We start from the raw sequence: 21,631 nt of genomic DNA, 5'->3' as shown, positions 1-21,631 counted from the left end.
GTCTTGGGCTTCCTGCTGTATATCAGAGTTGCTCATAGTGTTCTCCGTCTCGTTTGCGATGGGAGACGGCTGGCGGTACGCTTGGCGTGGTCTAAAACCCATGCAAATCGTGGTGAAAGTGAAGCTGCGCCACTCCGAGTGTCCCGTGTCAGTCACTGGACAGTGGCCGACTGGTTTCAGATGTGAGTCGTCTGGCTTCCGCGTATGTACACACGTTCCTCTCTGCCGGGGGTGGGCCTTGTGCTCTCTCTGATGAGCGTGGTACAGTAGGTTCACTGGGATTAACCATACCAGGCTGGTAGTTAGCGGTGAAATGCACGATCTAACCGGTTTCCAACGTGACCTACTCTATATAGTACATGGGCTGGCCGAGCCCCATGGCATAGCCATCAAGGAAGAGATAGATGAGTACTATCAGCAAGATATCTATCACGGGAGGCTATACCCAAATCTGGACACGCTTGTTGAGAAAGGACTCGTCGAAAAAGGAGAGAAAGACGGGCGGACCAATGTCTATGCAACCACACAGCGTGGTGAACGAGAACTTACTGCTCGGAGTGAGTGGGAGAGCCAGCACGTAACCACTCACCCTTCCTGACAGCCTATCTCAGGGACAGCATCGTAGTTCACGCAGTAGCTATTTTTTCAGCGCTGAGTGGTTGAATACGCTGTTGGATAAGTGTGCATATCTAGCACTATCGAACCTTGTTCAGAGGAACAACGACAGCTAATGGAGTAGAATTTCTGACGCAAGTGTCATCACGGAATAATGGCTTATCTTGAGGTAGCAAGGATAAATTACCATGCAGAATCCATGGCGACATGATCAAGTACCCGATGATGCTGCTGTCAGAAGATCCAGACGGTGGGTGAAAATTATTGGATTACTGATGTGGCTGATAATTGGTTCTATTGCCGGAGTATTCATATTCACAGATATCGGTGGAGCGCGAGCGACAGCAGTAATGATTCAGGTTCTGCAGCTTACGACTTATACAATAGTAATTTGCGTAGTCGGCTGGATAATACATTGGATTCTCCGGCGGATTGAACTACTCAACGGGGTGCTGGTCAATCTATTCAGTGTGTTGTTTGTTTTCGGGCTCCCGGTTTTGGTGGGAATAGTAGCAATTCAAATGGGATTCTTGGATGGAGTCCTCTCGAGTGAACTCTCAGATGAAATCTCAAAAGTGGCACCAATCGACCGATGGGAAAGCCAAATCAGTGAGAGAGTTACTGGTCCGATCGAAGATGCTCTCCCGTGGCAGTAGACTACTTACTGCCGCTTCAATCGAGAGCTGACGGATTCATTTTCGTCACGTCTATTGGCCGTACCGACCACTGCATACCGCTTGCAGCAGGGTTCTCATCGATCAGTCAGAATTGCGCGCTTGAACTCGCTATTGCCCTCAGTCAGAGTTTGGCCTCTGCAAAGGCTTGGTCGATAACCTCCTCACTCGGTGCGTTCAGATATGGTTCAATAGCAGCGAAACTGTCCCAACCACCGACAGCCATCACCACGCGGGGATTCATTTGCTCGTCGACGAGGAGTCGCTGTGCATACCGGCGACGGAGGTCATGTGTACTCACCTTCTCTAAATCGTCCTCACCGGTCGCTTGTGCTGCACGGTTGGCGGTACGCCGGACGACCGCACGAACGCCGGGTTGAGTCAGATCGATGAATGGGTCGTTGGGAGCGATGTTGTGTTCGTTCTGATACCGTTTGAGATCGCGCTCAACGCGGTCGGGGAGGTAGGCATCGCGGGGCTTTCCACCGTTACCGCTGGTGTCTTTCCCAGCTGTGACTCTGAGTCGGTACTGGCCGCTCTCAGCTTCTTTTACGTCGGCAGGACACACCTGTGGAATCTCGAATGCCCGAAGGCCGACAAATGCCCCGAGTTGAATGATTATGTCGTCGCGTTGGCTGTTGGTAGCTCGGCGCAGTTCTTCGATTTCACTGTCGGTGAGCCACACCTTATGCTCGTTTCCAGCAGTCGATTCGATACGCATTACGATTACTTTTATTTCCGTTAGTAAAGTATCTAGCGGTTGGTAGGAATAGGGGTATACACACCGGATTTCCGCTGTCAAACACCGAATCTGTTACGACTTGTGATACAAGTCGTTACTCGCGCTCTCAGAGTTACTTTCACCACTGAATAGGTGGAGAGCCTGCTCGGTAGGCCTGCGTACTAACTACGGTTGTCAGTTGGCCAAAGTCCGCCTGACCACGTTGTTCAAGATATCCAGTACGCAAAACCAAGAAGTCCGATACCTAAGAAGCCACTAAAAGCGCTGCCCGCACTCATGAGTGGGTGGATGTCAATAACGGCACTAACCAAGTACAAGTCTTCGTCGTACGCAACAAAGTACTGGGTAACGATGTCATTCCGATAGTCGAACGTTGAACCATCATCGGATGCTCCACGGTCTGAATACTGGTTCTGTGGCGACTGGCGTGCTCGGGTGAAGGCCGTCTGTTCCGCCGAAGACAGGTTTGCAAATGGAACCGCATCTATCTCAGCGACCGAGTACTGTTCCATTTCGTCTGCCATGGCACGTTTGTCTGCCGATTTCGTTTCAATCGCAGTCGAATATGATGGCAAGCTTCCATAAAAGAGGATTAGCCCGACAAGCAAGAGAACGGTTCCTGTACTCGCGACCAGTCGTGAATAACTTTCGGCGTTCATCAAGATCACTGTGTTTTTCTAGTAATTCACATTTGGCGTATGTATATGTAGCCGATTGATACGGTTGTAGAGTGATAATCTTGTAGTGTGAGGGGTAGATCGCTTGCATCGACCGAATAGAAGCGTATCAAGCAAGTCGGAACTACGGTATTAGAGGTGCCTCCACGGTCACACTGTTTGGTAGGCGTGCAAATCTACTGGCCCCTGAATAGAGCAAATAAAAAGTTTAATATTACCATCATATCAACGATCAATCGATGAGGCTGTCCCCGCGGTTTCATACTCCCCTCCAAGCCGTAGGTGTTGGGCTGTTCATAATCGGAATCGGAATAACTGGATCTGCTGCATATAGCGAAATACAATCTACGCCGTATCAGATTCAGGTTGATCAGACTGTCGCTGATACAAATGAGACAATAGTATCATATTCGGGTCTCACTGACGGAGAAAAAGAAGTATTTAATCGAATACAGGATGGTGGAGCAGCCCCGGTAAAGGATTCCACACTAACTACATTCGCTAACAATGCCGTCCAGTATCAAGACAGAGTCTATACATTTCAGATGACGTATGACCCTGTTACCCTGACAGTGCTTCCCTTTGGCCTTGGCATCACCTTATCCATAGCTGGTGGTGTCCTGTTCTTTTTGATACCGTTCATTGGTAAAGATAATTCTTGAGAGAGTGGATTCTCAGATTGATGGTGGAGGTTTCTGTACTGACCAGATCACGACTTATGTGATAAGTCGTTACTGCTACCGCCGGGGTTTAGCAAACTACGAGCCTTGCCGGAGGTCGTGGCACATCTGAAGGAATCCATTGGATTATCCGTTCGATGAGAGCCGCGTAACCACATCTGCAAAGGCGACGTTCTTGCCCACATCAGTGATTTCGACAGTAACACGCTCTCCGATGTCAGTATCTGGAACAATCACAACAAATCCGCGCTCGACACGAGTAATCCCATCACCTTTGTCACCAATATCTTCGATGTCGACAGTGCGTTGCTCACCTTCTTCGACTGGCGGTTCTGGTGGCTCACGTTCACGCTGTGCTTCTGAGCTGGGTGGCTCCTCGGTTTCAGTATCCGCCGGCAGCGATAAAACCGCGACACGATATGTCTCGCCTTGCTGTAGATCACCGAGCTCCAGTTCTTGCTCTGGGATTTCGACCACGTAGGAGTTTTCGCGCTCTTCGATAGACGCAGAAAACAGACACTGAAGTTGGGAAGGAATATCCATCACTAGTCTCTTATGCGAGATACTTACAGAGACATACTTGAGTCTGCTGTCTATGACTACTCAGGCGCAACGACGTCTTCACACGTCGGACACTCGGCCCAGATACCCTCTGTCCCATCGTCTTTCTCGTATTCAACCAGCAGCCACGGAGTTGTGATACGCTCGCCACAGTCTGGGCACCGGCCGAGACGCTGCGTGTCATCAGACATGGAAAGGGGAATGGAAGAAGCGTGTGACAGTGTTCCTTCTACGCAAAAATTGCCTATCCTCGGATATAAGCGTTTAGCCACTGTCTCAGGCCACTCAACAGAAACGTTTGCTCCGCCGTCACGGGCACACCTACTACCACCGCCACTTCAGTTCAGGCAAGCAGTCGCTCATCGCGAACGGTCGGCGACGTGAGTTCGTAGTGGATCTCGCCGTCGCCGTGGTACTCGGCACTGTATGTGAACTCCTCGGAGATACCGAATTCGTGGCGCATATCGGCGGGCAGACACCACTGAAGATCGGTCTGGATATCCACTGGCTCGATATCGAACTGCCCTGGTGGGTCTGCCACTGTCCCGTAGTCTTTATCGATGAACAGCGCCACCGTCAGCGACGCGTCACCAACTTCTTCGATCTCCAGTCGGCACGTATCGTCGACGTCCAAACCTGCGGCCTCCTGCCAACCATGGTCGATACTCAGATACAGACTGACGCCCCCTCGCTGGACTACACTTCGCCCCAGCATGACTGAATTGGCCATACCCACGGATTAGCAGTATTTGAGAAAAGGGCATCGGCGCTGTCCACTCCATTCCAGTGTCTCCCTCTTACAATCTCTTACCAGACTGTTTCGGGACCATACAGAGAGTGACAGAATACTGTACTAATCCAGCCATATTTGTCCGTGGTCTGCCACCGGTTTCGTGTTCGTAGGATGACCGCAGTCTGACTGTGGCGCCCTACTCACACGAGAGCATCCATTCCAGTTAACAGGAGCAACTGACCGGAGGCGGTGGCCGAGACTGGCATTGACCTGTGCGAGGGCGGCACGAGGTGTAGACTCAGTGCATCCGACGAGTGGCTTCATACTCTCCCAGCAGAGAAGGGCGACGCCCAACGCAGCGACTGCTGTTTCGTGTGACCCAGCGCAAGCACACAGCGTGCCCGTGAGACTGGCTAAAGTACCGACGCATAGCAGCGCAACCAACCTAACAGCACCTGTAGACCCAACCTATGTCCAAAGACGAGAGAAAACCCGACGCATACACCGACCAAACGCAACAAGGCGCAGAGATACTACACGACATGACACCCGAAGAATACTGGCGACCCGACGCCAAAGAGATTCGCCGGCGGTTCAACATCCCCGAATTTGACGCTGAGGCGTTCTACCCACGCGAGGGCGCGGCATTGTCGGGCGTGTACCCGGACTTTTTGATCCACGTTGAGAGTGCATCGGATGGTCCCTCGACGGTGACTTCTCCAGGCGCCTCACTGACAATGGTCGAAGCGCCGAAAGGCTCGGGTAAGTCCACGGCTGCCGACCAGTTTGCCACGTACCAGATGGAACACAACGACGAGCGCATCGTCAGGAACGGCCGCCAGAAAAGCTCAGACTGGCGGCGACTAGCTGACTGGACAACGCTGTGGCTCCCCAGCGGGGTCGAGGTTGACGGCCGCTGGATGGAGGGCGTTGATGCAAGCGACCCCACTCCAGAGGAACTGTGCCGAGCTGTCCGGTATTACTCAGATGTCTTCGAGCTGGTCGAGCAACTGCAGGACCATCCAAAGGGTACGTACAACGTCGTGTTCCCGGATCCCTATTTTCGTGGCTGTAGCAATGCACTGGCAACGGCAGATGCGACGGTCAAGCAACCGGAGTTCAAACCCAAGAACGAACCAGACCCGACGCCGGCCTCACACTGGTGGTTTGGGTTTCTCGCAGCACGGACCTTCGACGGCTTGCGTGTCGATAACGATGGCGAGCGCAACTGGATGACCGTCCACATCGACGAGTTCGGGATGATTGCGCCTGAAGCCGCTTCCGGTGGGGAGACTGGCCACTGGACGTATGAGTGTGTTCGGACCATGGCGAACATCTCGAAGGAAATGCGGTCAGCTGGACTGTCACTAATCGGCTACGCCCATCACGAAGAAGACGTCCACAATCACTGGCTCAAGGAGTTCGATTTCTGGGTTGAACTCTCGAACAACGAACGCGGCAACCGGACGACGAAGGCTGAAGCGCCCAAACCATTCCGTGATATCGAACAGGATCAAGACCTCCTCTCGAAGCGACCGAAGGGGTTCGGACTGTGCTACAACGAGAATCGGTTCTCCGAGTTCCAGTTTTCTGATTTAGGCTACCCACACGACACACCGGAGTTCCAGTTCCGGCTTGGGATTCCAGCGTCAGCTGCGCCGACGACCGACGACGATGGCGGGATGATCGTCGAGGACCTCCAGGTGGCGACCGACGACGATGAGCAGCCAACGATCCTCAAGGAGTACCGCGCAGCCAACGGTGCCGTGCACGAACTGCGCGTGCTCGCGCCTGGCCGCGGGATCATCGATATCTCTGATGATGAACCGGAGATACTCGAGCCACTATCCAGTCCCTACTCTGATGGCGCGTTCCCAGCGAGTCCGATCCAAGCCACGCAGAGACGCTACGATATCATGTTCAAGCCAGACGCGAACGCAGAGATCGTTGCAGCACGCATTCCAAGACGAACTGGACCCGCTGGGACAGTGGAGGTTGAGGCCGATGATTAACCCAGCGAAGCCACTGGTAGAGACCGATAGTGAGTACCCGTTTATGTTCACGATAGCCGACTCTGGCGGCCCGGTCGGCGGGGCCAGCGGCACCGATCGGCCGGAGTGGACAAAAAGTTCCGTTCGATGCGCGCGCGTATCAGGAACAAGAACGGAAGGGGGGACCCCCCTGAACGCTGTTGGAGGTGGAAACTGATGGCCAGTGATGTGCGCTCACTGGCTCGCGCTGGGCGGGCAACATTGGTGGTGCCACTCGCATCTGGCGTCGGCGCGATCCGGGCGACACTGCGAGCACTGGTCGCGGTCGTCATGTCGGTGCTCGGCGGCTTCTGGGTCGAGGCGATCACCGTCGAACAGTGGCTCCCAATCAGTGCTATCGAGCGACTGTGGCTGTTCGATGGCGAGCGGTCACTGGCAGCGCCGGCACAGACCACGCTCACAATGGCAGTGAGCCGATGACGGACGACAGCGATGCCAACGACCAGCCAGACTGGGCAGCGTACCAGAACCTCACGCCAACGGCACAGACGTGCCTGCTGTTGGTCGCCAGTTATGACGGCGACGCCTGGCGTGGCCTGATCGCACAGGCCGCACAGGAGGGTCTTGAGGTGAGTGACCGCCATGCCCGGCGCTCGCTCGCGGATCTGGAGTCGACGGGGTTGGTTGAGTCAACAGGACCGAACAAGCACCGACAGACGTATTCGGTCACCGACGACGGGCGTGAGGTCCTGACCGGGATGCGCGAGAGTCTTGGGCGGACGCTGGAGTGATTGTGGTCACCCCGGTGATAGTCCGTTAGCGTGACCGGGTCGTGTTCAGCTATGAGCGATCCAATGTGAATCGCTGACTACTCGGCTGGATCGACCGGCGCAACATACTGCGTTTTGATGTTGCCTTCGTGTCGCCACTGGGGATAATAGTTCTCGCGTCTCTATCTTTTTCACCGACAGGGACAGTCGGCCCCATTGGTCGTTAGCTTCCTCTTTTCTCTCCGTACTCACACCGCCGGTCTAAGGACGCTGTAGCCATTGGTGGCACCTGATGACCGACGAGTATACGATGGCTGTCGAGTGTTCACATTGCGGCGTTGAGAACGAGATAGACCCGATCCATGACGGTGAGGTGAGCCGTGGCACCCGGTGCGCCGAGTGCCACCGTTGGTTCACCGTCTACTCTGAACACTAACGCATCGGCACCAAGGCGCGAGCCTGAATATTATCTCAGTTACTCCTCATCTAAGAGTTTTTACACTATTTTGCCTGATTTTGTTTACCTGATTACCCCCCTTTTTCTTTGGACAAATGTTATCGATAGATCCGCGGTCTTGGGGTGTGTATACTGGTGATCTATCGATAGACTTTGATGGTACACCGTGTTACTTCCGTATATTTTACTGGTATTTGGATTTCACTGTCTAAGACGCCGGTTTACGGCACGTCCAGACGTTATCAATATGTATACCGACACATACGGAAATAAACAATCTCAATGCCTTTTGTGGACGCTGCTCGCACGGCGTGCTGTGGCTCTGCAAACAGTCTCATTTAAGTTGCCAGAAGATGAGGTCGCTGAACTCGAACGCGAAGCGAATGCGGAGGGAAAAAGCCGGAGCGAGTTCATTCGGTCGGTGCTGCGTGCTCGGCATATCAAAGACGACCTCGACGACCAGGTGATAACGAAACAGGAGAAAGAAGAGATGGAGGAGACGATCAAAAATCTCAAGCGCGAGCGTGATGAGTTCGAAGAGCGAATGCGCATTGCCAGGTCGCGGGTTGAGTCGATGGAAAAAACAATCGAGAAGACGGCCGACGAAGCAGTGCAAGCGGTCCGCGGCGAATACCGGCAGCAAATCCGCGAACTGAAAGAAGAGAACGACGCGCTCCGCCAAGAGGACAAACTGCAGATAATAGAGAAGACTGGGGAGCTGGCCGGGAATGCCTCGGAGCTGATCGAAACCACAGCCACGACCGAGGATCTCGAATCAATGGAAGAAACCATCGAAGAGAAGGCCGACCGTCAGTGGCACGGAACAACTGAACAGCGTGAACTGGTGATGGAACTCCGCGACGAGATACGCGACGAGCTACGGCAAGAGGTGAAACACGCCCGCCCGCTTACAGTCAAAGTCTTAGACTGGATTCGGCGGCGGTTCCCGTAACCATCGAAAGGACTGCCAGCCGCCCTGCTGGCGGCGTGTGTTGCAGCAGGGGCGGATTGATGTCCAATGGATATTTTGATTTTGCACTCGATGTGCCCCGGTCGCTTGAGCGGGCAAATTGTCATTCTGGGATGGCGCAGTTCTGACGGCTAGCTGTTGTGGCAATCATCGCTGACTGGCCAATAGGTATGATAGAGCCAATGTGGGTAATTGCAACCAGATAACCGAGGCCGAGCGTATTAATCTCGCTCAGAGGTGGACCAGCGAGGAGTTGCTCCACGCGATTCATGAACTCAACCCGGAGAAAGTACCCGACTGGGGCGGTGTATACGACCCCGAAGCGGACGCAGGGTGGACCAATATCAGGGGAGGCTGACACCCGGTTTTCCTGTAGCCCTCGTACCCCCTCATCGCACCGGGTACCGGGTGTTACCGGCGTGCAACAAACTACCCCAAAATCCGGAGCCACTGCTAGGAAGAGCGGTGAAGATGATAATCAACAGGTACGGGCCCAGCTCACACTCCGGGCACTGGACAAGCTGTACATCGAGACAAAGGGCCTCTCAGCTGAGCAGTGGCAGATGTGCTACTGCACCGAATGTGACCTGTGCGGGGAGATAGTTGACTTGGACGGGACATATATCGAACGCCAGAGGAGAACCATACCGCAAGCGCTGCTGTACCGAGTACACCGGCGCTCCGGATTGGTTCTTAGAATACCTATAGTTCGGACGAGACAGCCCACGGAGGCCGATGATATTACGGCATCAATTTCGCAGGTCTGTTTAACCACGTAGCGCGTCAACTGGTTCCTCGCTCGCTGCTTTCCAAGCTGGGTACAGCCCGCTGACGATGCTCGTTAGCACCCCAAAAGTGAATGCCGCGCCGACGTACCAGACGTTTGGCAGCCTGAAAACGGCCATCGCATCGCCGACAGCGTAATGATTAATTGCGAGTCCGGCACCGACACTCAGAGCCACGCCAACAATACCACCGAGGAATCCGAGCAGTGTCGCTTCCATCAACATCACTTTGAGGATATCTCGTTTCTGGTAGCCGACTGCTCTAAGGACGCCGATCTCTTCCCGACGTTCGACCGTGGACATCAACATGACGTTAAGAATCGAGATACCGGCCACGAGCAGCGAGATCGATGCGATACCGGCGAGGACGGTGTTGATGATCTGGAACTGCTCCTCGATGGTGTCGACGAGAGAGCCCAGTTCCTGAACGGAGACCCGCTGCTCACGATCGTTGAGTGAGTCGCGTATCCCCATGGCCGTCTCGTTGGCTCGCGTCCCAGTCGACTCAGTGATGTACACTTCCGAGTAGCTACGCTCACTGAACGAACCCACCGGCATAATGATTCGATTGTCGGGGTTCGCTGAGGAGAACGCGTCGCCTTCTTCCAGCACGGCTCGGATACGGACGCTGGTCCCGTTGACAGTGATCTGACTTCCTGGATGCAAATCGTGCTCTTCCGCGACATCTGACCCGATGAGCGCGCCGGTCCGGAACGGCGACACCCGTCCCTCCTGGGCCTCGTACAACGCTGCCGGATTCTCAACGCCGTATATTGTCTCACTGGCGGCGTCCTCGCGGTTGTACGAGACCGTCTCAACGCGCGTCTTTACCGGTGAGACAGTTGCTGTCGGGCTTGCTTCTCTACGAATAGTGCGGATGTCGCGCTCGGTGAGTTCAGTAATGTTTTCACCGGAGTTCGGGTACACCGTAAGCTCGTTTCCAACGTTGCCGAGGTTCTGGGTAAACGAGTACTGGAGCGCGACGCCGAACATCCCCAGCGAAGCGATAGCCAGAACCCCAATGACGATGCCCAGCGACGCCAGCAACGACCGCATCTTCGTTCGTGTGAGGTTGCGCCGCGCCATCAGCGCGGCCGGGAAGAACCTACCCGCCATTCTTCCGTTCCCTCCCGATGGTGCCGTCGACCAGATGGACGGTTCGGTCGACGTATTCGTTGACCAGATCGTCGTGGGTGACTGCGACGATTGCCACGTCGTCCTCGTCAGCGATGCGGCGGAACTCGTCGAGTATCTGTCGTCCGGTTTCGCTGTCGAGATTGCCCGTCGGCTCGTCGGCGAGTACGACCTTCGGGCTGTTGATGAGCGAGCGCGCGATGGCGACGCGCTGCTTCTGGCCACCGGAGAGTTCGTCGGGCTTGTGATCCAGTCGGTCGTCGAGACCGAGCCGCTCTAAGAGCGTTCTGGCCCGCTTTGTGACTTCCGGGTCGCTGTCCAACAGCAGAGGGACCTCGACGTTTTCGACGGCAGTCAACGTCGGCAGGAGATAGAAGTGCTGGAACACGAAGCCGACCGTCCGCTTGCGGAGCGCGGTCCGCTTGCTGTCGCCGAGACCGGTCACATCCTGCCCCTCCAGCAGGACGGTCCCTTCCGTTGGCGTATCCAGCAGCCCAAGGGTATTCAGCAGGGTTGTCTTGCCACTGCCGCTGGGGCCCATAATCGAGACGAACTCGCCGGCCTCGAGGGCGAAATCAATACCCGCCAGCGCGTAGAGGGTCTGACCGCCGGTACGATAGCGCTTGACCAGTCCCTGTGCGTCGATGACCGTCATACCTCGATTTCATCGTCACCACTTCGGTAGCGGCGCACGAGGACACCAACGACGACCAGTAGCGCCAGTCCGCCAGCGATGAACACCGGCAGCATACTGTTCTGATCACCGCCCCCGTTGTCGCTGTCCTGCTCGGACTGCTGTGCCGAACCGCCCATCCGGTCGAGGTTGACGTCGAACGTTTGTCGCTTCCGCGTGTCGTCAACGAGATACGTCACCTCCAGTGGCACCGACGTGACATTCCCCTCCGTCCGTGCGTACACGTCGAAGGAGACGAAGTCACTGGCCGGAACCGTCCCGACGAAGTAGTCACGGTTTGGCGTCGCCGGGGTGACGTTCTCGGTATCGGCGACGCTGACGAGGACGCTGTCCGCATCTGTCGAGCCGACGTTGCTCGCACTCCCGGAAATCTGGAGGCGCCCGCCCTGACGGATCACGTCCAGCCCGGTGAGGTCTATCGTCCCTGGGACCGACCGGAGCGTCGTTTCGGCGGTCGTCCTCTCCGTTTCTGTCCCGAGTTCGTACTCGGCTGTGACGGTGACGTCCGCCCGAGGTTCGTCCGTCGTGGCGTTCAGTCGCACTTCCTGGGTCGTGCTAGCTGAGATGTTCTCAAGCAACACACGCTGGAACGACGCATTCTCCGACGTTGCACTAACTGTGACATCTGAGAGCGGCGCGTTGGCCCCGTTCGAGACCGCGACTCGCAGCGCGCGGTCGGTGCCGCTGCCGACTGCAGTCGTATCGAGCTCCACACTGTTCCGGAGTGGGTCCGAGTCAATGACTCTCGTCTGGGTTGTAGTGCGCGTGATGTCGTCACTGATCGTATAGCTGACCGTCGTGGTCAGTTCGTGCTCGCCGGCGGATTCGGTCCGGAACCGGAATGGGGCGGTCATAGAACCGTTCTGAGAGATACTTGACGCCACTGTTCTGTTTTGTATCATTTCAATGTCGTCGCCCTCGACGACGACCTCAACGTTCGTTATCTGGGAGTCAAGACCATTTGCGACCGTGACTTGTCCAGCCGATTCGACGCCGGCAACGGACTCGTTAGCTGTGAGATCCACCTGCGGGTGACGCTCTTCAACGTTCAGTTGTACCGGATATTGAAATTTGACGCTCGTGCCTGTCCCGGGGTCGCGACCATACACGATGACACGGAGATCTTTCGTCCCTGCCGAGTCAAACGTCGCCGTCAATGCCACTTCCAACGTGCTGCCCGGCGAAACCGAGCCCAGATTCGAGGCACGCTCGATAGCACTCAAGTCAGACCTCCGGATCACGATGTCGTTTATTTTGAGCGGTGCATCACTGCTTTCGAGATTTCGAACTGTCGCGTCAAACGTGACGGGTTCACCTGGTGCTGGTGATGAAACTGAGATATCAACGTCTGCGATGGAGGCATTGATGTTTGCACCCGCGACAGACACAGGAAATAATCCGACAACAACAAGACAAGCGAGTACGGCTACAGTACCTCGCGTCACGTAGGTTCCCCCCCCAAAGGGAGTTTTATATCGAACCAACTGCTCGGCAGGAGGGCCGCATCGGAGACCATTACCATATGGGTCGCTCCGTTTCGGTCGGTGTTAAATATACTGCACATACCTCCGCAGGGCATTGTCTAGTTGAACGCGTTTGAGAAGCGAGGAGGCCGTAACGAGAAGTGCCTATGCAGCTCGCAGACCTCCTCAGAGATTACTCAAATTGCGCACGCACAGCCATCAAGTTGGATACCCGGACTCCAACGGAGTATATCGTGGCATTCGCCGGCAACCGACCACGGAGGAGAGGGTGTCTCTTCAGCTCAAACTTGCTTTTGTATCTGTCGGCAACGTTTACTGACACGGGAGCTACACTGGTTCAGATGTCTCCTCTTTTGATTGAGAGAACCGACAGCAGAATCGCTGTACTCGCATATCGCTCGGTTTTGCATTCGGTATACTCCGTTCGCTCGAGCAAGCGCAGTTGTCATTTCGGGATGGACCGGCCCCAAGCGTCAGGTGGTGTCGCGATCGTCGCCGGCTGGTCACCAGGTAGGAGAGAGCCCATGTGATAATTACAAGCAGATAACCGAAACCGAGCGTATTGCGCCCGTGTGTAGACCAGCGAGGAGTTGCTCCACACGATTCGTGAACTCAACCCGGAGAAAGTACCCGACTAAGGTGGTGTATACAACCCCGAAGCGGACGCAGGGTGGACCAATATCAGGGGGCCTGACACCCGGCTTTCCTGCCGCCCTCGTACCCCCCTCAGCGCACCGGGTACCCGGTGTGATCGGCGTGCAACAAATCACCCCGAAATCCGGAACAACTGCTAAAGGAAACTCAGCATTGCGATACGTATAGTGAAGTGCCGCAGTAGAGTCCTTTCCCCCACTACAGAGTGCGAACGCATTGTCCCATTCCCAACTGTTCGCTCGTTGGAGTATTTCATCAGGGGCATCCGTCTCTGGGACCTGAGCTTTGATGTCCCCGAACTTCTCCCGCTTTTCACTAGTTGCGTCAGGGAGGGTCGGCCCAGTGTTGGCGTTCTCAGTCCCTGCGCCATTACTTGGCCTTGAGCCTGCACATGGTGCGGCTTCCCCACAGGGGCACGTCATTGCTTTCGTCTCTGCAGCGCGTGAGTGATCGATGTCAGTCATAGATATTTGACTCGCCGAGACACTCGGGGGAAACCCAGTATGCCGGCTATTCTTGCACGAGTTCAAAATACCAATTACCGAGAAATTCCCACTGATAAGAACTGTTGAGTACTAATTTTGAAAATGGCTGGAGTGGGTTCTTGTAGGATGTCGCGAGTACGACTTTGTGATGGCAACTTCGGTATCCGAATATGTTGACTACGAACAGAATGATGGCATTGGAATCTGGAAGATCGAGGACTTCCCCGCAGCTATCGAAGTAGGGGACATGAAAGCGGCCGAGCAGCACTACGTCGAGACAGCTAGTGACCCGGAGATGCGAAGCGTTGTTGTCACTGTCGGCGGCGTCGAGAACATGGATTCTGAGGTGCTAGAACACGTCGAAAAGGAGTGGACAGCCGTAGCCGCCGAGTCGGGTGTTGACTTTACTGCCTACGTTGCCGACGGGATTGCACGCCTTTCAATCAGCCAGAAAAACGAGGCTGAAGATGTCGTCACGAAGGGCTTCAACGAGCTTGAACCGGCACTTGAGTGGGCAAAAGAAAAACGGACTTCTTAGCTGTTATACGATTTCGGGGCTGTCCCGGCTAGTCAATCAAATCTCTTAGAACTTTGTTAGCGTGGTCTTTGCTGAGGCTCCGATTCCCGTTCCCACAGTGAGGACTATGGATACAAGACGGGCAGCCGTCCGAACAACTACATGAAGCGAGGAGGTCTGCTGTCTGGCTCAACAGCGAGTCAAGCTGTTCAAATGCAGCGCGACAGTACCCGGCCCCGCCCGGATAGCCGTCGTGGACGAACACAGTCCCGCCGACGGTCTGCGGGTGAGAGACCGTCGATAGCCCGCCAATGTCTCCGCGGTCACACAGGACCTCGCTCGGATACAGCGATATGAGTGCGTGTTCAATGGCATGAAGACCGCTGAGGTACTGCTCTGGACTGTCCACCCGTCTGAGCATCCTCCGTTCGATCTTCTGTGGGACTTCAAAGAACAGCCCTGTCGTGGTTATCTCTGACGGGGGAAGCGGTGTCTCGAACTCGTGCTCGGATGGCGATTCGTCTCGTGGGCTGGAGTAGCGCAGATACCCAGTGATTTGATTGCGAACAGTGAGCGAGCCTAGCGTTGCCTTCATATCTTCACCATCGAATTCCAGTGTCCGAGTATCAAGCGTGTCGTTAACTGTTACCTCCTTTTCGCGGAGTGCGCGTGTATACTCGCTCGTTTCAACGCTTTCGAGATATGCTGTTCGCTCTTCTAGATCCAACTCGACAACCTTGTACGACTGTTTGTCGTACATATAGATAGCATTCGGATGAGCATCTCGAAGGGCGGCATCTCGTTCAAGACTGCCGAGTATTTCTCCCCGATTTCTGTCGACGAGCTTGATTTCTTCTTCGTCGATATTTCGAATATCCGTCTGGATCTGAATATCGTTGTTCGCTGCTTCCCACCGCACCTGCTCTTCGTTTGTTCGTTTAAGTCTCCCTTCAGCTGTCAACTGGTCCACCATTTCTGGAAGTGCCCCACCGAAGTATTGCTCATCATCGGGGGACAGGTAGTGGTCGTCTGCGGCGCACACAAGATGCTCTGGAAGCGCTGACCGGTTGCTGGGATTTACTGCTGCCTGCTCTGCTCCGCCCTCAAAGAGTTGTTCTGGTTCTTTGAGCAGATATTGATCGAGCGGATTGTCGCTCCCGACCATGATGACAAGACAGGAATCGTCGCCGCGGCCAGCACGTCCGGCACGCTGGAATGTGCTCATACCGGTCCCTGGATATCCATCAAGAATCACTGCGTCAAGCGATCCGATATCGATTCCTAACTCAAGTGCTCGCGTGGACCATAGCCCTCGGATGTCGCCGCTTTTTAGCCCGGCTTCTAACTCTCGCCGTCGCTCTGACTCGAGTGCAGCGTGGTATGCGTGAACGGAGTCAGCAATGTCGTGTTCACCACGCGACCGGAGTTTACTGTCGGCCCAGTCGACGTATTGCTCTGTCCCCTGTCGAGCAGCGGTGAAAACGAGTGTCTGATACCCCCGCGTCACAAGATCTGCAAAAATCCGGACTGACTCGACGTGCTGAGAGAGTCGTTCACCGCCGACATCGCTATCATCTTGTGTTGCCGTTGTTTCTCCGGCTTGACCTGCCCCCTGTTGAGTGGACGCTGTCTCTTCATCTACATCAGCAGTAGAGTCGTCTTCACGGTCTTTCTGTGGTGGATTCCAGAACACCCACTGCTTATCACCGGAGGCACTCGTATCGTTGTCGACGAGCGTAAATGAGTCCGTAGGTCGCCCTGTGACGGCGGCGGCGTGGTCGACGGGATTTCCGATCGTAGCTGAACAGCAAATATACTGAGGGTCCTTCCCGTAATGGTCTAACAATCGATTTAGCCGACGGAAGATCAGCGCCGCGTGGCTGCCAAAGTATCCCCTATATGTATGCACTTCGTCGATGATCACAGTCTCTAATTGTTGGAACAGCCATCGCCAGTGATCGGTTAAGTGTGCGTACGGGAGAAATGAGAGATGGAGTTGATCGATTGTCGCCAAGAGGACATCTGGTTGCCGCTGCTTGATACTCCGCGTTTCAGCCTTCGATGACTGGCCTGTCTTCACGCCGACGTCAACTTGTTCACCGAACCCAAGGGCATCCGCCATGGCTTGAAGCGTCCCCGCCTGATCGTTTATGAGCGCCCTCATCGGTGCGATATAAAGCGCTTTTCCACTGTGGTCAACCGCCCGCTCTAATGCGGGAACAGCATATGTCAGCGATTTCCCTGATGCTGTTGGAGTAGCAACGACCGTGTTCTCACCCGCTCGGGTCGCCTCAATTGAACTAATCTGGTGCTCGTAGAGGTCTTCGATTCCAAACTGAGACAGTGCAATCTTGACTGACGGCAGTATCGAAAGCGAATCTGTTTGCGCCTCTTGCCCGTTGACAGTCCGTTCGTGTACAATCTGACCACTGTAGTGACCTCGGTCTTTGAGCCAAGAAAGTGTCTCTCGGGCGTTGTGCTGGCTCATTATCGGCTGTATGCCATGAATTGATTTGAAACTTTGGCTAGATATTTTTTGTACTATTACTCACAGTTCAACGGTCGTGTTTTATGGATATATCGAGCGAAGTCATCGAGTACGTTTTTGCACACCACTGTTTCCGGAGTAAACGTCAGATATGACAGCTTCAACCGCCAAAGGGCCCGTCTGAAACTATGCCTGGTTTCTGGGACACAGCTCATTTTTAGTACCCTGTGACTCGTCTCATCCGGTATAGTCCATATGTATCGGAACGGCCACTATGGCGCAGCGCTGCTGTTCGTTACGCCAATCAGCGCGGTCCTCATCAGCATCGGGTTCGTCAGGCTCGCCTTTGTCGCCGGGATTACAGCGGTCGGCTTCGCGATGGTCCCAGATCTCGATCAACGCCTACCGGGTGTAACACACCGTGGCCTGACCCACACGGTCTGGTTTGCGCTGGTCGTCGGGTTCCTGCTCGCTGGGGCCGGAACAGTTGTGACAATCGCGCCCTCGCTGATAGGGACTGTAACCGGATTTGCTGTCGGGACAGGGACTATCATGTCGCATATCGCTGCCGACGCACTGACGCCGGCTGGTGTCCGGCCGTGGAGCCCCGTTGACGACACGCGGTACTCGCTCGACATCGTTAGAGCGAAGAACCCACTCGCGAACTACGCGCTGCTGGGGCTGGGAATTGCCAGCGCAACGCTTGGTATCTGGACCGGCGGGACAGCCGCCGGCCTGTGAACTATTTTATCGTACAGGCGTTTGAGCTCTGTTAGCCGGCAGCCTCCAGTCGCTGCTGTAAGAAACATGACTGCTTGTTAGAAGCTCACTCTAACCTACGCTGAAGAGTCAGACCGACTCGGTCAGCGTGCAGGCAGTTTCTTTCCCCGTGATCGCTTGCCAGATTTGGACTGCTTGCTGCACATATACCTGCGAACGCTCTTCATGGATATTGCCGCTCTTTCGCGATCAATCTCGAACTCGGGGGGCGATAAGAATTGCACTGCCGTTCCCAACGAGAACCATCGGCGCTTCTGGGTCGCCATTTCTGTAGAGCGTGAACCGCTTTGGACTGTATGTTGCACCTGCCCCGGCCGCGAGGTGCTTGACCGCTTTGGCGAGTAGCCGCCTCGAAAGCCGGGGGCTACCTCCGTGATAAGTCAGCGGACTCGCCTCATCAGTCAACTTGTCCCAGTCGTCAAACTGGAAGTTTGCTGGGATTGGTCCCACCTTTATCGACTGTTCGATCAGACCTTCGTAGCCACTTTCTGCCAGTGCGAGTGAGCAGGCCGACCCCATACGGACAGAGACGGTTTGACCACCGATTGAGACTTCTTGTAAACTACCCCTCCCTACTCCCTCGGCGCAAAGCGCCTCGGTCCTTGAGGGAGGGGCTTTGATGTGGACTCCCAGCGATCAACTGTCGGCGGTTGGCCGATAGCCGTCGCCGTTCAACGTCCCACCATTTATACGCACGTCTACTGGTGCGTCTGCGCTCCCCGACGTGGGCGAGGAACGCAGTCTGTGTTGTCGCTTCCGCATATACCGCAGACCGACGTTTTTCGAGCCGTTGTAGTCAGCGTTGATCTCGTACCCGCATTTGAGGCACTGGAACTGCTCGCCGTCGCGGTTATCCTCGTGAGTGAAGCCACAGTCAGTGTGTGAACACCGCTGACTGGTGTGATCTGGCTCGACCTGCTCAACCGCCACGCCGTGTTCTGGGGCTTTGTACTCAACGTACTCGATAAGACGACGGAACGCCCAGACGTGATGCCAGTCAGCGTGAGGCAGTCGCTCACGGATATCGGTCAAGTCCTCGAACACGATCACGTCGCAGTCGGTATCAACCGCTTCGGCAACGATATCGTTGGCGACCGTGTGGATGTACTGTTTGCGCCATGCTCGCTCTCGCTTTCCAAGCCGCAACAAGGCGTTGTGAGCAGCTTGTGTCCCACGCTGTTGCATCTCTGCACGGCGTTTCTCAAACTCCTGTATCCAGTGGTCATACTCGTCACCGCTCCAGAACGTGCCTGTTGACGCGACAGCAAGGCTGTTCACGCCGAGGTCGATTCCGAGGACTGTCTGGTGCCCGGTATCGTCCGAACCCTCAGCTTCGACAGGCTCGCCGTCAGTGTCTATCTTCCGTGTTTTGACGTGGAAGTAGAACTCGCTGGTGGCTTGGTCGTACTGGAGTGTACTCGTCCGAAACTCGTAGTCTTCGGAAAGAACGTACTCTTCGTATGGTGTTAGACTGTCTGCTGGGAGTTCAAAATCGCATTCGATGCGTCCGTTCACCGTCGAGAGTGAGATTTTGTTGCGGTAGAATGTCGCACTGCGCTTGTCGTAGACCATACTCCAAGAGGTGAACTCTGGCTTGTTCGTCCGTTTGCCTTTCTTCCAGCGGTCAACACCACTATCGACAGCATGGACGGCACGCCGGATAGCTTCTTGGACGAGATTTGCTGTCAGATCGGTTTCCTCGCGGAGACGGTCGTACAGCGCATCTCTGGCTTTGACGTTCGAGGTGACGCAGTCTTCGTAGTCGGTGTTGTCCCAGCAGTAGTCACTGGCCTCGTTCGCACAGTACAGGAATTGGTCGGTGGTTTCGTGGAGGTCGTCGCGATACTCGTCAGGAACAACGATTTTGACCGGCGCAGTTCGTCTGACCTCCATGTTTCAGATGTAGTTTCGTCGGTATTTGAACGTTTGGGAGTCGGTCGGCTACTGTCTTGTGGTTTGTGTCACTTTGTGTCGGCTTCCTCCCCGGCCTACTCGCGTCGTGCTTCCGACCAGTCGGAAGCCCTCGCTCCTTGAGGCCGGGGGCTCCGCCTCGAAACCGCTGATTCGTCGTTGAAATCCGGCAGCGGTGCATCTCTCCACTTTGCCTCTGGAAGCCCCATCAGCCAGAAGCAGACATCTTTCTGTGCCTTTCTCAAGTGTTCTTTGGCGGCTTCCTCGTTCGGGAACTCCTCGCCGCAATCCCGACAGTGGAATTCATCGCTTTGGTAGCTGTCCCACTCTGCGTCCATATGCGGGTCTGAGACATTTCCTTCCTGATCGACATTCAGTGTTCCATACGCTCGTATGTCGCCTATTACCAGTGATTCCGGATTTTAAGCCAGTTTGTTGCACGCTGATCGGGGCGGGTGGCCGGTACTATGTGGGGTACGGGATCTGTGTGATAGCCGGGCCTCATTCCCCTCAATGGTGCTCCATCCCGGATGTTTACCGAGGTCGTATACTGCCCCAGTCGGCCACCGTTTCGGGTCACCCTCACGAATGGCATCGAAAATCCTTCGCTGACCCATCTATAAGCGATATAGATACACTCGGTTTGAGCGTGTCGTCGAGACCACCGTATGAGACTGTTTCTACGAACCAGTTCGCCGACCCTCGTGCTCCCCATGCGAGCAACGACATAGGTGTTCTCGAAGACGCCGGCATCGTCCACTTCCGCGAGGGCAAAGGGCGAGCGAAAGCGCCGCTCGTGCCCTACGAGCGCGTGCATATCGAAGCCGAAGTGACCGCTGCTAGAGAAAAGTAGCTCATGATGTCGACAGGCGCTACAGCGGAACTGACCGAACAAGACGTGCTGAAAGCGTTTGACTACGAGGCCACCGTAGAAGATCCGATGCTGACCGTCGCCGAGATCGCCGACGCGCTGGCCAAGCATTTCGACATCGAGGTCGGCAACGAGGTTATTCGGTGTCGCTTGCGGGCGATGGAGAGCGACGAACTGGTCGCAAGCGAAGGTGCCGGGGACTCCACAATCAAGTGGACCGCGCTTGTCGCGCCACGGCTCTCCGACGAGGTGCTGGCCGACGCCGAAGCAGCCGAGGGCGAATTCGAACGTGGCGAAACGGTGTCGCTCGACGAACTTACCGACGACCTGAAGGACTGAATTCTGAGGGGTTCCGGCTGGTGTCGCAGAGGGAACTACAGAATTGTTCGTCGTCCATGGAAGTATATCGCTTCAGACGCGATAAGCGGGAGGACGACCACGTTCGTCACTCAATGAGGTGAGCCGACCAAGTCTATCAGGGTTGTTTGTCTCACGGTTTACTTCTGAAGGTGAACAAGTCAGCATCTAGCAAGCGACTTCGGATCGCAACTTCGCCAGCTCTTCAGGAATCATAGAATAGTGCCGAAAGGAATCCGGCGGTTTTCGCGCCGCTGATGCTTACTGGCCTCGGATAGTCTTTCATTCAGCCCAGTGGGCACTGGACATGGGTGGCTGGGCCTCGGACGATCACCGACATCATGCGGGCGGGCGCTCGTCGAGTAGGGCTACGAAGTCATAGCATGGAATCGGTGGCTGGCGGCACCCGTCGCAGCGACCGAACGGGTTCTGGCATGGTGGGCCGACGCTCGGGAGTGTGTACGCGTGGGCACTGGCGCGTGACAGGTGCTAGCGGCGGCGTGGGGAAGTTCGCAATCAGTGATTTCCGCGGGGCCTGACACCCGGTTTTCATGCAGCCCTCGTACCCCCCTCATAGCACTGGGTACCGGGTGTGATCGGC

General features: G+C 55.4%; 22 protein-coding genes. 11 read left to right on the top strand and 11 right to left on the bottom strand.

What is annotated here, in order from left to right:
- Window positions 1–313 precede the first annotated feature (313 nt).
- Both G9463_RS13765 and G9463_RS13760 read left to right on the top strand, forming a co-directional pair.
- Window positions 314–598: a helix-turn-helix transcriptional regulator gene (locus tag G9463_RS13765; protein ID WP_165897003.1), complete on the top strand. Its 285-nt coding sequence runs from the start codon at window positions 314–316 to the stop codon at window positions 596–598.
- Between the two features lie 205 nt (window positions 599–803).
- A complete protein-coding gene (locus G9463_RS13760; protein ID WP_148709165.1) occupies window positions 804–1,271 on the top strand; it encodes a hypothetical protein in 468 nt (155 codons plus the stop codon).
- A gap of 142 nt (window positions 1,272–1,413) precedes the next feature.
- Here G9463_RS13760 and G9463_RS13755 read toward each other — a convergent pair whose 3' ends face one another.
- On the bottom strand, window positions 1,414–2,010 hold the full coding sequence (locus G9463_RS13755; protein ID WP_165897002.1) for a site-specific integrase: 597 nt from the start codon (window positions 2,008–2,010) through the stop codon (window positions 1,414–1,416).
- Window positions 2,011–2,237: 227 nt separating this feature from the next.
- Window positions 2,238–2,690 (bottom strand): hypothetical protein, encoded by a 453-nt coding sequence (locus tag G9463_RS13750; protein WP_165897001.1) that lies wholly within the window; start codon window positions 2,688–2,690, stop codon window positions 2,238–2,240.
- A 257-nt stretch (window positions 2,691–2,947) separates the two neighbouring features.
- Here G9463_RS13750 and G9463_RS13745 point away from each other — a divergent pair, with 257 nt between their 5' ends.
- Entirely contained in the window at window positions 2,948–3,370 is a 423-nt protein-coding gene (locus G9463_RS13745) for a hypothetical protein (protein WP_165897000.1), read from the top strand.
- A 144-nt stretch (window positions 3,371–3,514) separates the two neighbouring features.
- Here the strand turns inward: G9463_RS13745 and G9463_RS13740 are convergent, their stop codons facing one another.
- The 3 genes from G9463_RS13740 to G9463_RS13730 form a co-directional block, all read right to left on the bottom strand.
- The gene (locus G9463_RS13740; RefSeq protein WP_165896999.1) at window positions 3,515–3,931 is read right to left on the bottom strand and encodes a TRAM domain-containing protein; all 417 of its coding nucleotides are present in this window, start codon (window positions 3,929–3,931) and stop codon (window positions 3,515–3,517) included.
- Window positions 3,932–3,987: 56 nt separating this feature from the next.
- The gene (locus G9463_RS13735) at window positions 3,988–4,140 is read right to left on the bottom strand and encodes a hypothetical protein (RefSeq protein WP_011222130.1); all 153 of its coding nucleotides are present in this window, start codon (window positions 4,138–4,140) and stop codon (window positions 3,988–3,990) included.
- 152 nt (window positions 4,141–4,292) lie between these two features.
- Entirely contained in the window at window positions 4,293–4,679 is a 387-nt protein-coding gene (locus G9463_RS13730) for a hypothetical protein (RefSeq protein WP_165896998.1), read from the bottom strand.
- 473 nt (window positions 4,680–5,152) lie between these two features.
- Here G9463_RS13730 and G9463_RS13725 point away from each other — a divergent pair, with 473 nt between their 5' ends.
- The 4 genes from G9463_RS13725 to G9463_RS13710 all read left to right on the top strand — a co-directional run bounded on the left by G9463_RS13725 (window position 5,153) and on the right by G9463_RS13710 (window position 8,852).
- Window positions 5,153–6,694 carry a hypothetical protein gene (locus G9463_RS13725; protein ID WP_165896997.1) on the top strand — a complete coding sequence of 514 codons (1,542 nt, stop codon included), beginning with the start codon at window positions 5,153–5,155 and terminating at the stop codon, window positions 6,692–6,694.
- Window positions 6,695–6,889: 195 nt separating this feature from the next.
- Entirely contained in the window at window positions 6,890–7,153 is a 264-nt protein-coding gene (locus G9463_RS13720) for a hypothetical protein (protein WP_165896996.1), read from the top strand.
- Window positions 7,150–7,464 carry a transcriptional regulator gene (locus G9463_RS13715; RefSeq protein ID WP_165896995.1) on the top strand — a complete coding sequence of 105 codons (315 nt, stop codon included), beginning with the start codon at window positions 7,150–7,152 and terminating at the stop codon, window positions 7,462–7,464. The genes G9463_RS13720 and G9463_RS13715 overlap by 4 nt, the downstream gene beginning before the upstream one ends.
- 752 nt (window positions 7,465–8,216) lie before the next feature.
- Window positions 8,217–8,852 carry a ribbon-helix-helix protein, CopG family gene (locus G9463_RS13710; RefSeq protein ID WP_370457918.1) on the top strand — a complete coding sequence of 212 codons (636 nt, stop codon included), beginning with the start codon at window positions 8,217–8,219 and terminating at the stop codon, window positions 8,850–8,852.
- Between the two features lie 785 nt (window positions 8,853–9,637).
- Here the strand turns inward: G9463_RS13710 and G9463_RS13705 are convergent.
- From G9463_RS13705 to G9463_RS13695, 3 genes are read right to left on the bottom strand one after another with little or no spacing between them, the layout of a single operon-like run.
- A complete protein-coding gene (locus G9463_RS13705; protein ID WP_165896993.1) occupies window positions 9,638–10,771 on the bottom strand; it encodes an ABC transporter permease in 1,134 nt (377 codons plus the stop codon).
- Window positions 10,761–11,444, bottom strand: a complete 684-nt coding sequence (locus G9463_RS13700) for an ABC transporter ATP-binding protein (RefSeq protein WP_004966935.1) — start codon at window positions 11,442–11,444, stop codon at window positions 10,761–10,763. The genes G9463_RS13705 and G9463_RS13700 overlap by 11 nt, the downstream gene beginning before the upstream one ends.
- Window positions 11,441–12,928: a hypothetical protein gene (locus tag G9463_RS13695; RefSeq protein WP_165896992.1), complete on the bottom strand. Its 1,488-nt coding sequence runs from the start codon at window positions 12,926–12,928 to the stop codon at window positions 11,441–11,443. The genes G9463_RS13700 and G9463_RS13695 overlap by 4 nt, the downstream gene beginning before the upstream one ends.
- Before the next feature lie 1,326 nt (window positions 12,929–14,254).
- On the opposite strand from G9463_RS13695, the gene G9463_RS13690 reads away from it, so the two are divergent.
- Complete coding sequence (locus G9463_RS13690) at window positions 14,255–14,644, top strand: hypothetical protein (RefSeq protein WP_165896991.1); 390 nt, start codon at window positions 14,255–14,257, stop codon at window positions 14,642–14,644.
- 28 nt (window positions 14,645–14,672) lie between these two features.
- On the opposite strand, the gene G9463_RS13685 is transcribed toward G9463_RS13690, so the two are convergent.
- Window positions 14,673–17,111, bottom strand: coding sequence for a DEAD/DEAH box helicase (locus G9463_RS13685; RefSeq protein WP_193569630.1), 2,439 nt, complete (start codon window positions 17,109–17,111; stop codon window positions 14,673–14,675).
- 255 nt (window positions 17,112–17,366) lie between these two features.
- Between G9463_RS13685 and G9463_RS13680 the strand changes: the two genes are divergently transcribed.
- Window positions 17,367–17,852: a metal-dependent hydrolase gene (locus G9463_RS13680; RefSeq protein WP_011222176.1), complete on the top strand. Its 486-nt coding sequence runs from the start codon at window positions 17,367–17,369 to the stop codon at window positions 17,850–17,852.
- Window positions 17,853–18,527: 675 nt separating this feature from the next.
- On the opposite strand, the gene G9463_RS13675 is transcribed toward G9463_RS13680, so the two are convergent.
- Together G9463_RS13675 and G9463_RS13670 are read right to left on the bottom strand one after the other, a co-directional pair.
- Window positions 18,528–19,784 carry an RNA-guided endonuclease TnpB family protein gene (locus tag G9463_RS13675; protein WP_165896990.1) on the bottom strand — a complete coding sequence of 419 codons (1,257 nt, stop codon included), beginning with the start codon at window positions 19,782–19,784 and terminating at the stop codon, window positions 18,528–18,530.
- A gap of 95 nt (window positions 19,785–19,879) precedes the next feature.
- Window positions 19,880–20,140, bottom strand: a complete 261-nt coding sequence (locus G9463_RS13670) for a hypothetical protein (protein ID WP_193569629.1) — start codon at window positions 20,138–20,140, stop codon at window positions 19,880–19,882.
- A gap of 311 nt (window positions 20,141–20,451) precedes the next feature.
- Between G9463_RS13670 and G9463_RS13665 the strand changes: the two genes are divergently transcribed.
- Window positions 20,452–20,655 carry a hypothetical protein gene (locus tag G9463_RS13665; RefSeq protein WP_165896989.1) on the top strand — a complete coding sequence of 68 codons (204 nt, stop codon included), beginning with the start codon at window positions 20,452–20,454 and terminating at the stop codon, window positions 20,653–20,655.
- Between the two features lie 3 nt (window positions 20,656–20,658).
- Window positions 20,659–21,012, top strand: a complete 354-nt coding sequence (locus G9463_RS13660; RefSeq protein WP_165896988.1) for a winged-helix domain-containing protein — start codon at window positions 20,659–20,661, stop codon at window positions 21,010–21,012.
- Window positions 21,013–21,631: the final 619 nt, after the last annotated feature.

The organism is Haloarcula sp. JP-Z28 (genome assembly GCF_011440255.1).
In the GTDB taxonomy this organism is placed as follows: domain Archaea; phylum Halobacteriota; class Halobacteria; order Halobacteriales; family Haloarculaceae; genus Haloarcula; species Haloarcula marismortui.
Note: the sequence above shows the minus strand (reverse complement) of the source record. Positions and strands in the feature narration are given on the sequence as shown.

Excerpts from the sequence above, each read along its gene's own strand:
- G9463_RS13660 (WP_165896988.1), top strand. The coding sequence starts at position 20,659 with ATGATGTCGACAGGCGCTACAGCGGAACTGACCGAACAAGACGTGCTG.
- G9463_RS13760 (WP_148709165.1), top strand. The coding sequence starts at position 804 with ATGCAGAATCCATGGCGACATGATCAAGTACCCGATGATGCTGCTGTC.
- G9463_RS13755 (WP_165897002.1), bottom strand. The coding sequence starts at position 2,010 with ATGCGTATCGAATCGACTGCTGGAAACGAGCATAAGGTGTGGCTCACC.
- G9463_RS13705 (WP_165896993.1), bottom strand. The coding sequence starts at position 10,771 with ATGGCGGGTAGGTTCTTCCCGGCCGCGCTGATGGCGCGGCGCAACCTC.
- G9463_RS13680 (WP_011222176.1), top strand. The coding sequence starts at position 17,367 with ATGTATCGGAACGGCCACTATGGCGCAGCGCTGCTGTTCGTTACGCCA.
- G9463_RS13670 (WP_193569629.1), bottom strand. The coding sequence starts at position 20,140 with ATGGACGCAGAGTGGGACAGCTACCAAAGCGATGAATTCCACTGTCGG.
- G9463_RS13685 (WP_193569630.1), bottom strand. The coding sequence starts at position 17,111 with ATGAGCCAGCACAACGCCCGAGAGACACTTTCTTGGCTCAAAGACCGA.
- G9463_RS13715 (WP_165896995.1), top strand. The coding sequence starts at position 7,150 with ATGACGGACGACAGCGATGCCAACGACCAGCCAGACTGGGCAGCGTAC.
- G9463_RS13735 (WP_011222130.1), bottom strand. The coding sequence starts at position 4,140 with ATGTCTGATGACACGCAGCGTCTCGGCCGGTGCCCAGACTGTGGCGAG.
- G9463_RS13675 (WP_165896990.1), bottom strand. The coding sequence starts at position 19,784 with ATGGAGGTCAGACGAACTGCGCCGGTCAAAATCGTTGTTCCTGACGAG.
- G9463_RS13725 (WP_165896997.1), top strand. The coding sequence starts at position 5,153 with ATGTCCAAAGACGAGAGAAAACCCGACGCATACACCGACCAAACGCAA.
- G9463_RS13730 (WP_165896998.1), bottom strand. The coding sequence starts at position 4,679 with ATGGCCAATTCAGTCATGCTGGGGCGAAGTGTAGTCCAGCGAGGGGGC.
- G9463_RS13690 (WP_165896991.1), top strand. The coding sequence starts at position 14,255 with ATGGCAACTTCGGTATCCGAATATGTTGACTACGAACAGAATGATGGC.
- G9463_RS13740 (WP_165896999.1), bottom strand. The coding sequence starts at position 3,931 with ATGGATATTCCTTCCCAACTTCAGTGTCTGTTTTCTGCGTCTATCGAA.
- G9463_RS13765 (WP_165897003.1), top strand. The coding sequence starts at position 314 with ATGCACGATCTAACCGGTTTCCAACGTGACCTACTCTATATAGTACAT.
- G9463_RS13750 (WP_165897001.1), bottom strand. The coding sequence starts at position 2,690 with ATGAACGCCGAAAGTTATTCACGACTGGTCGCGAGTACAGGAACCGTT.
- G9463_RS13745 (WP_165897000.1), top strand. The coding sequence starts at position 2,948 with ATGAGGCTGTCCCCGCGGTTTCATACTCCCCTCCAAGCCGTAGGTGTT.
- G9463_RS13700 (WP_004966935.1), bottom strand. The coding sequence starts at position 11,444 with ATGACGGTCATCGACGCACAGGGACTGGTCAAGCGCTATCGTACCGGC.
- G9463_RS13720 (WP_165896996.1), top strand. The coding sequence starts at position 6,890 with ATGGCCAGTGATGTGCGCTCACTGGCTCGCGCTGGGCGGGCAACATTG.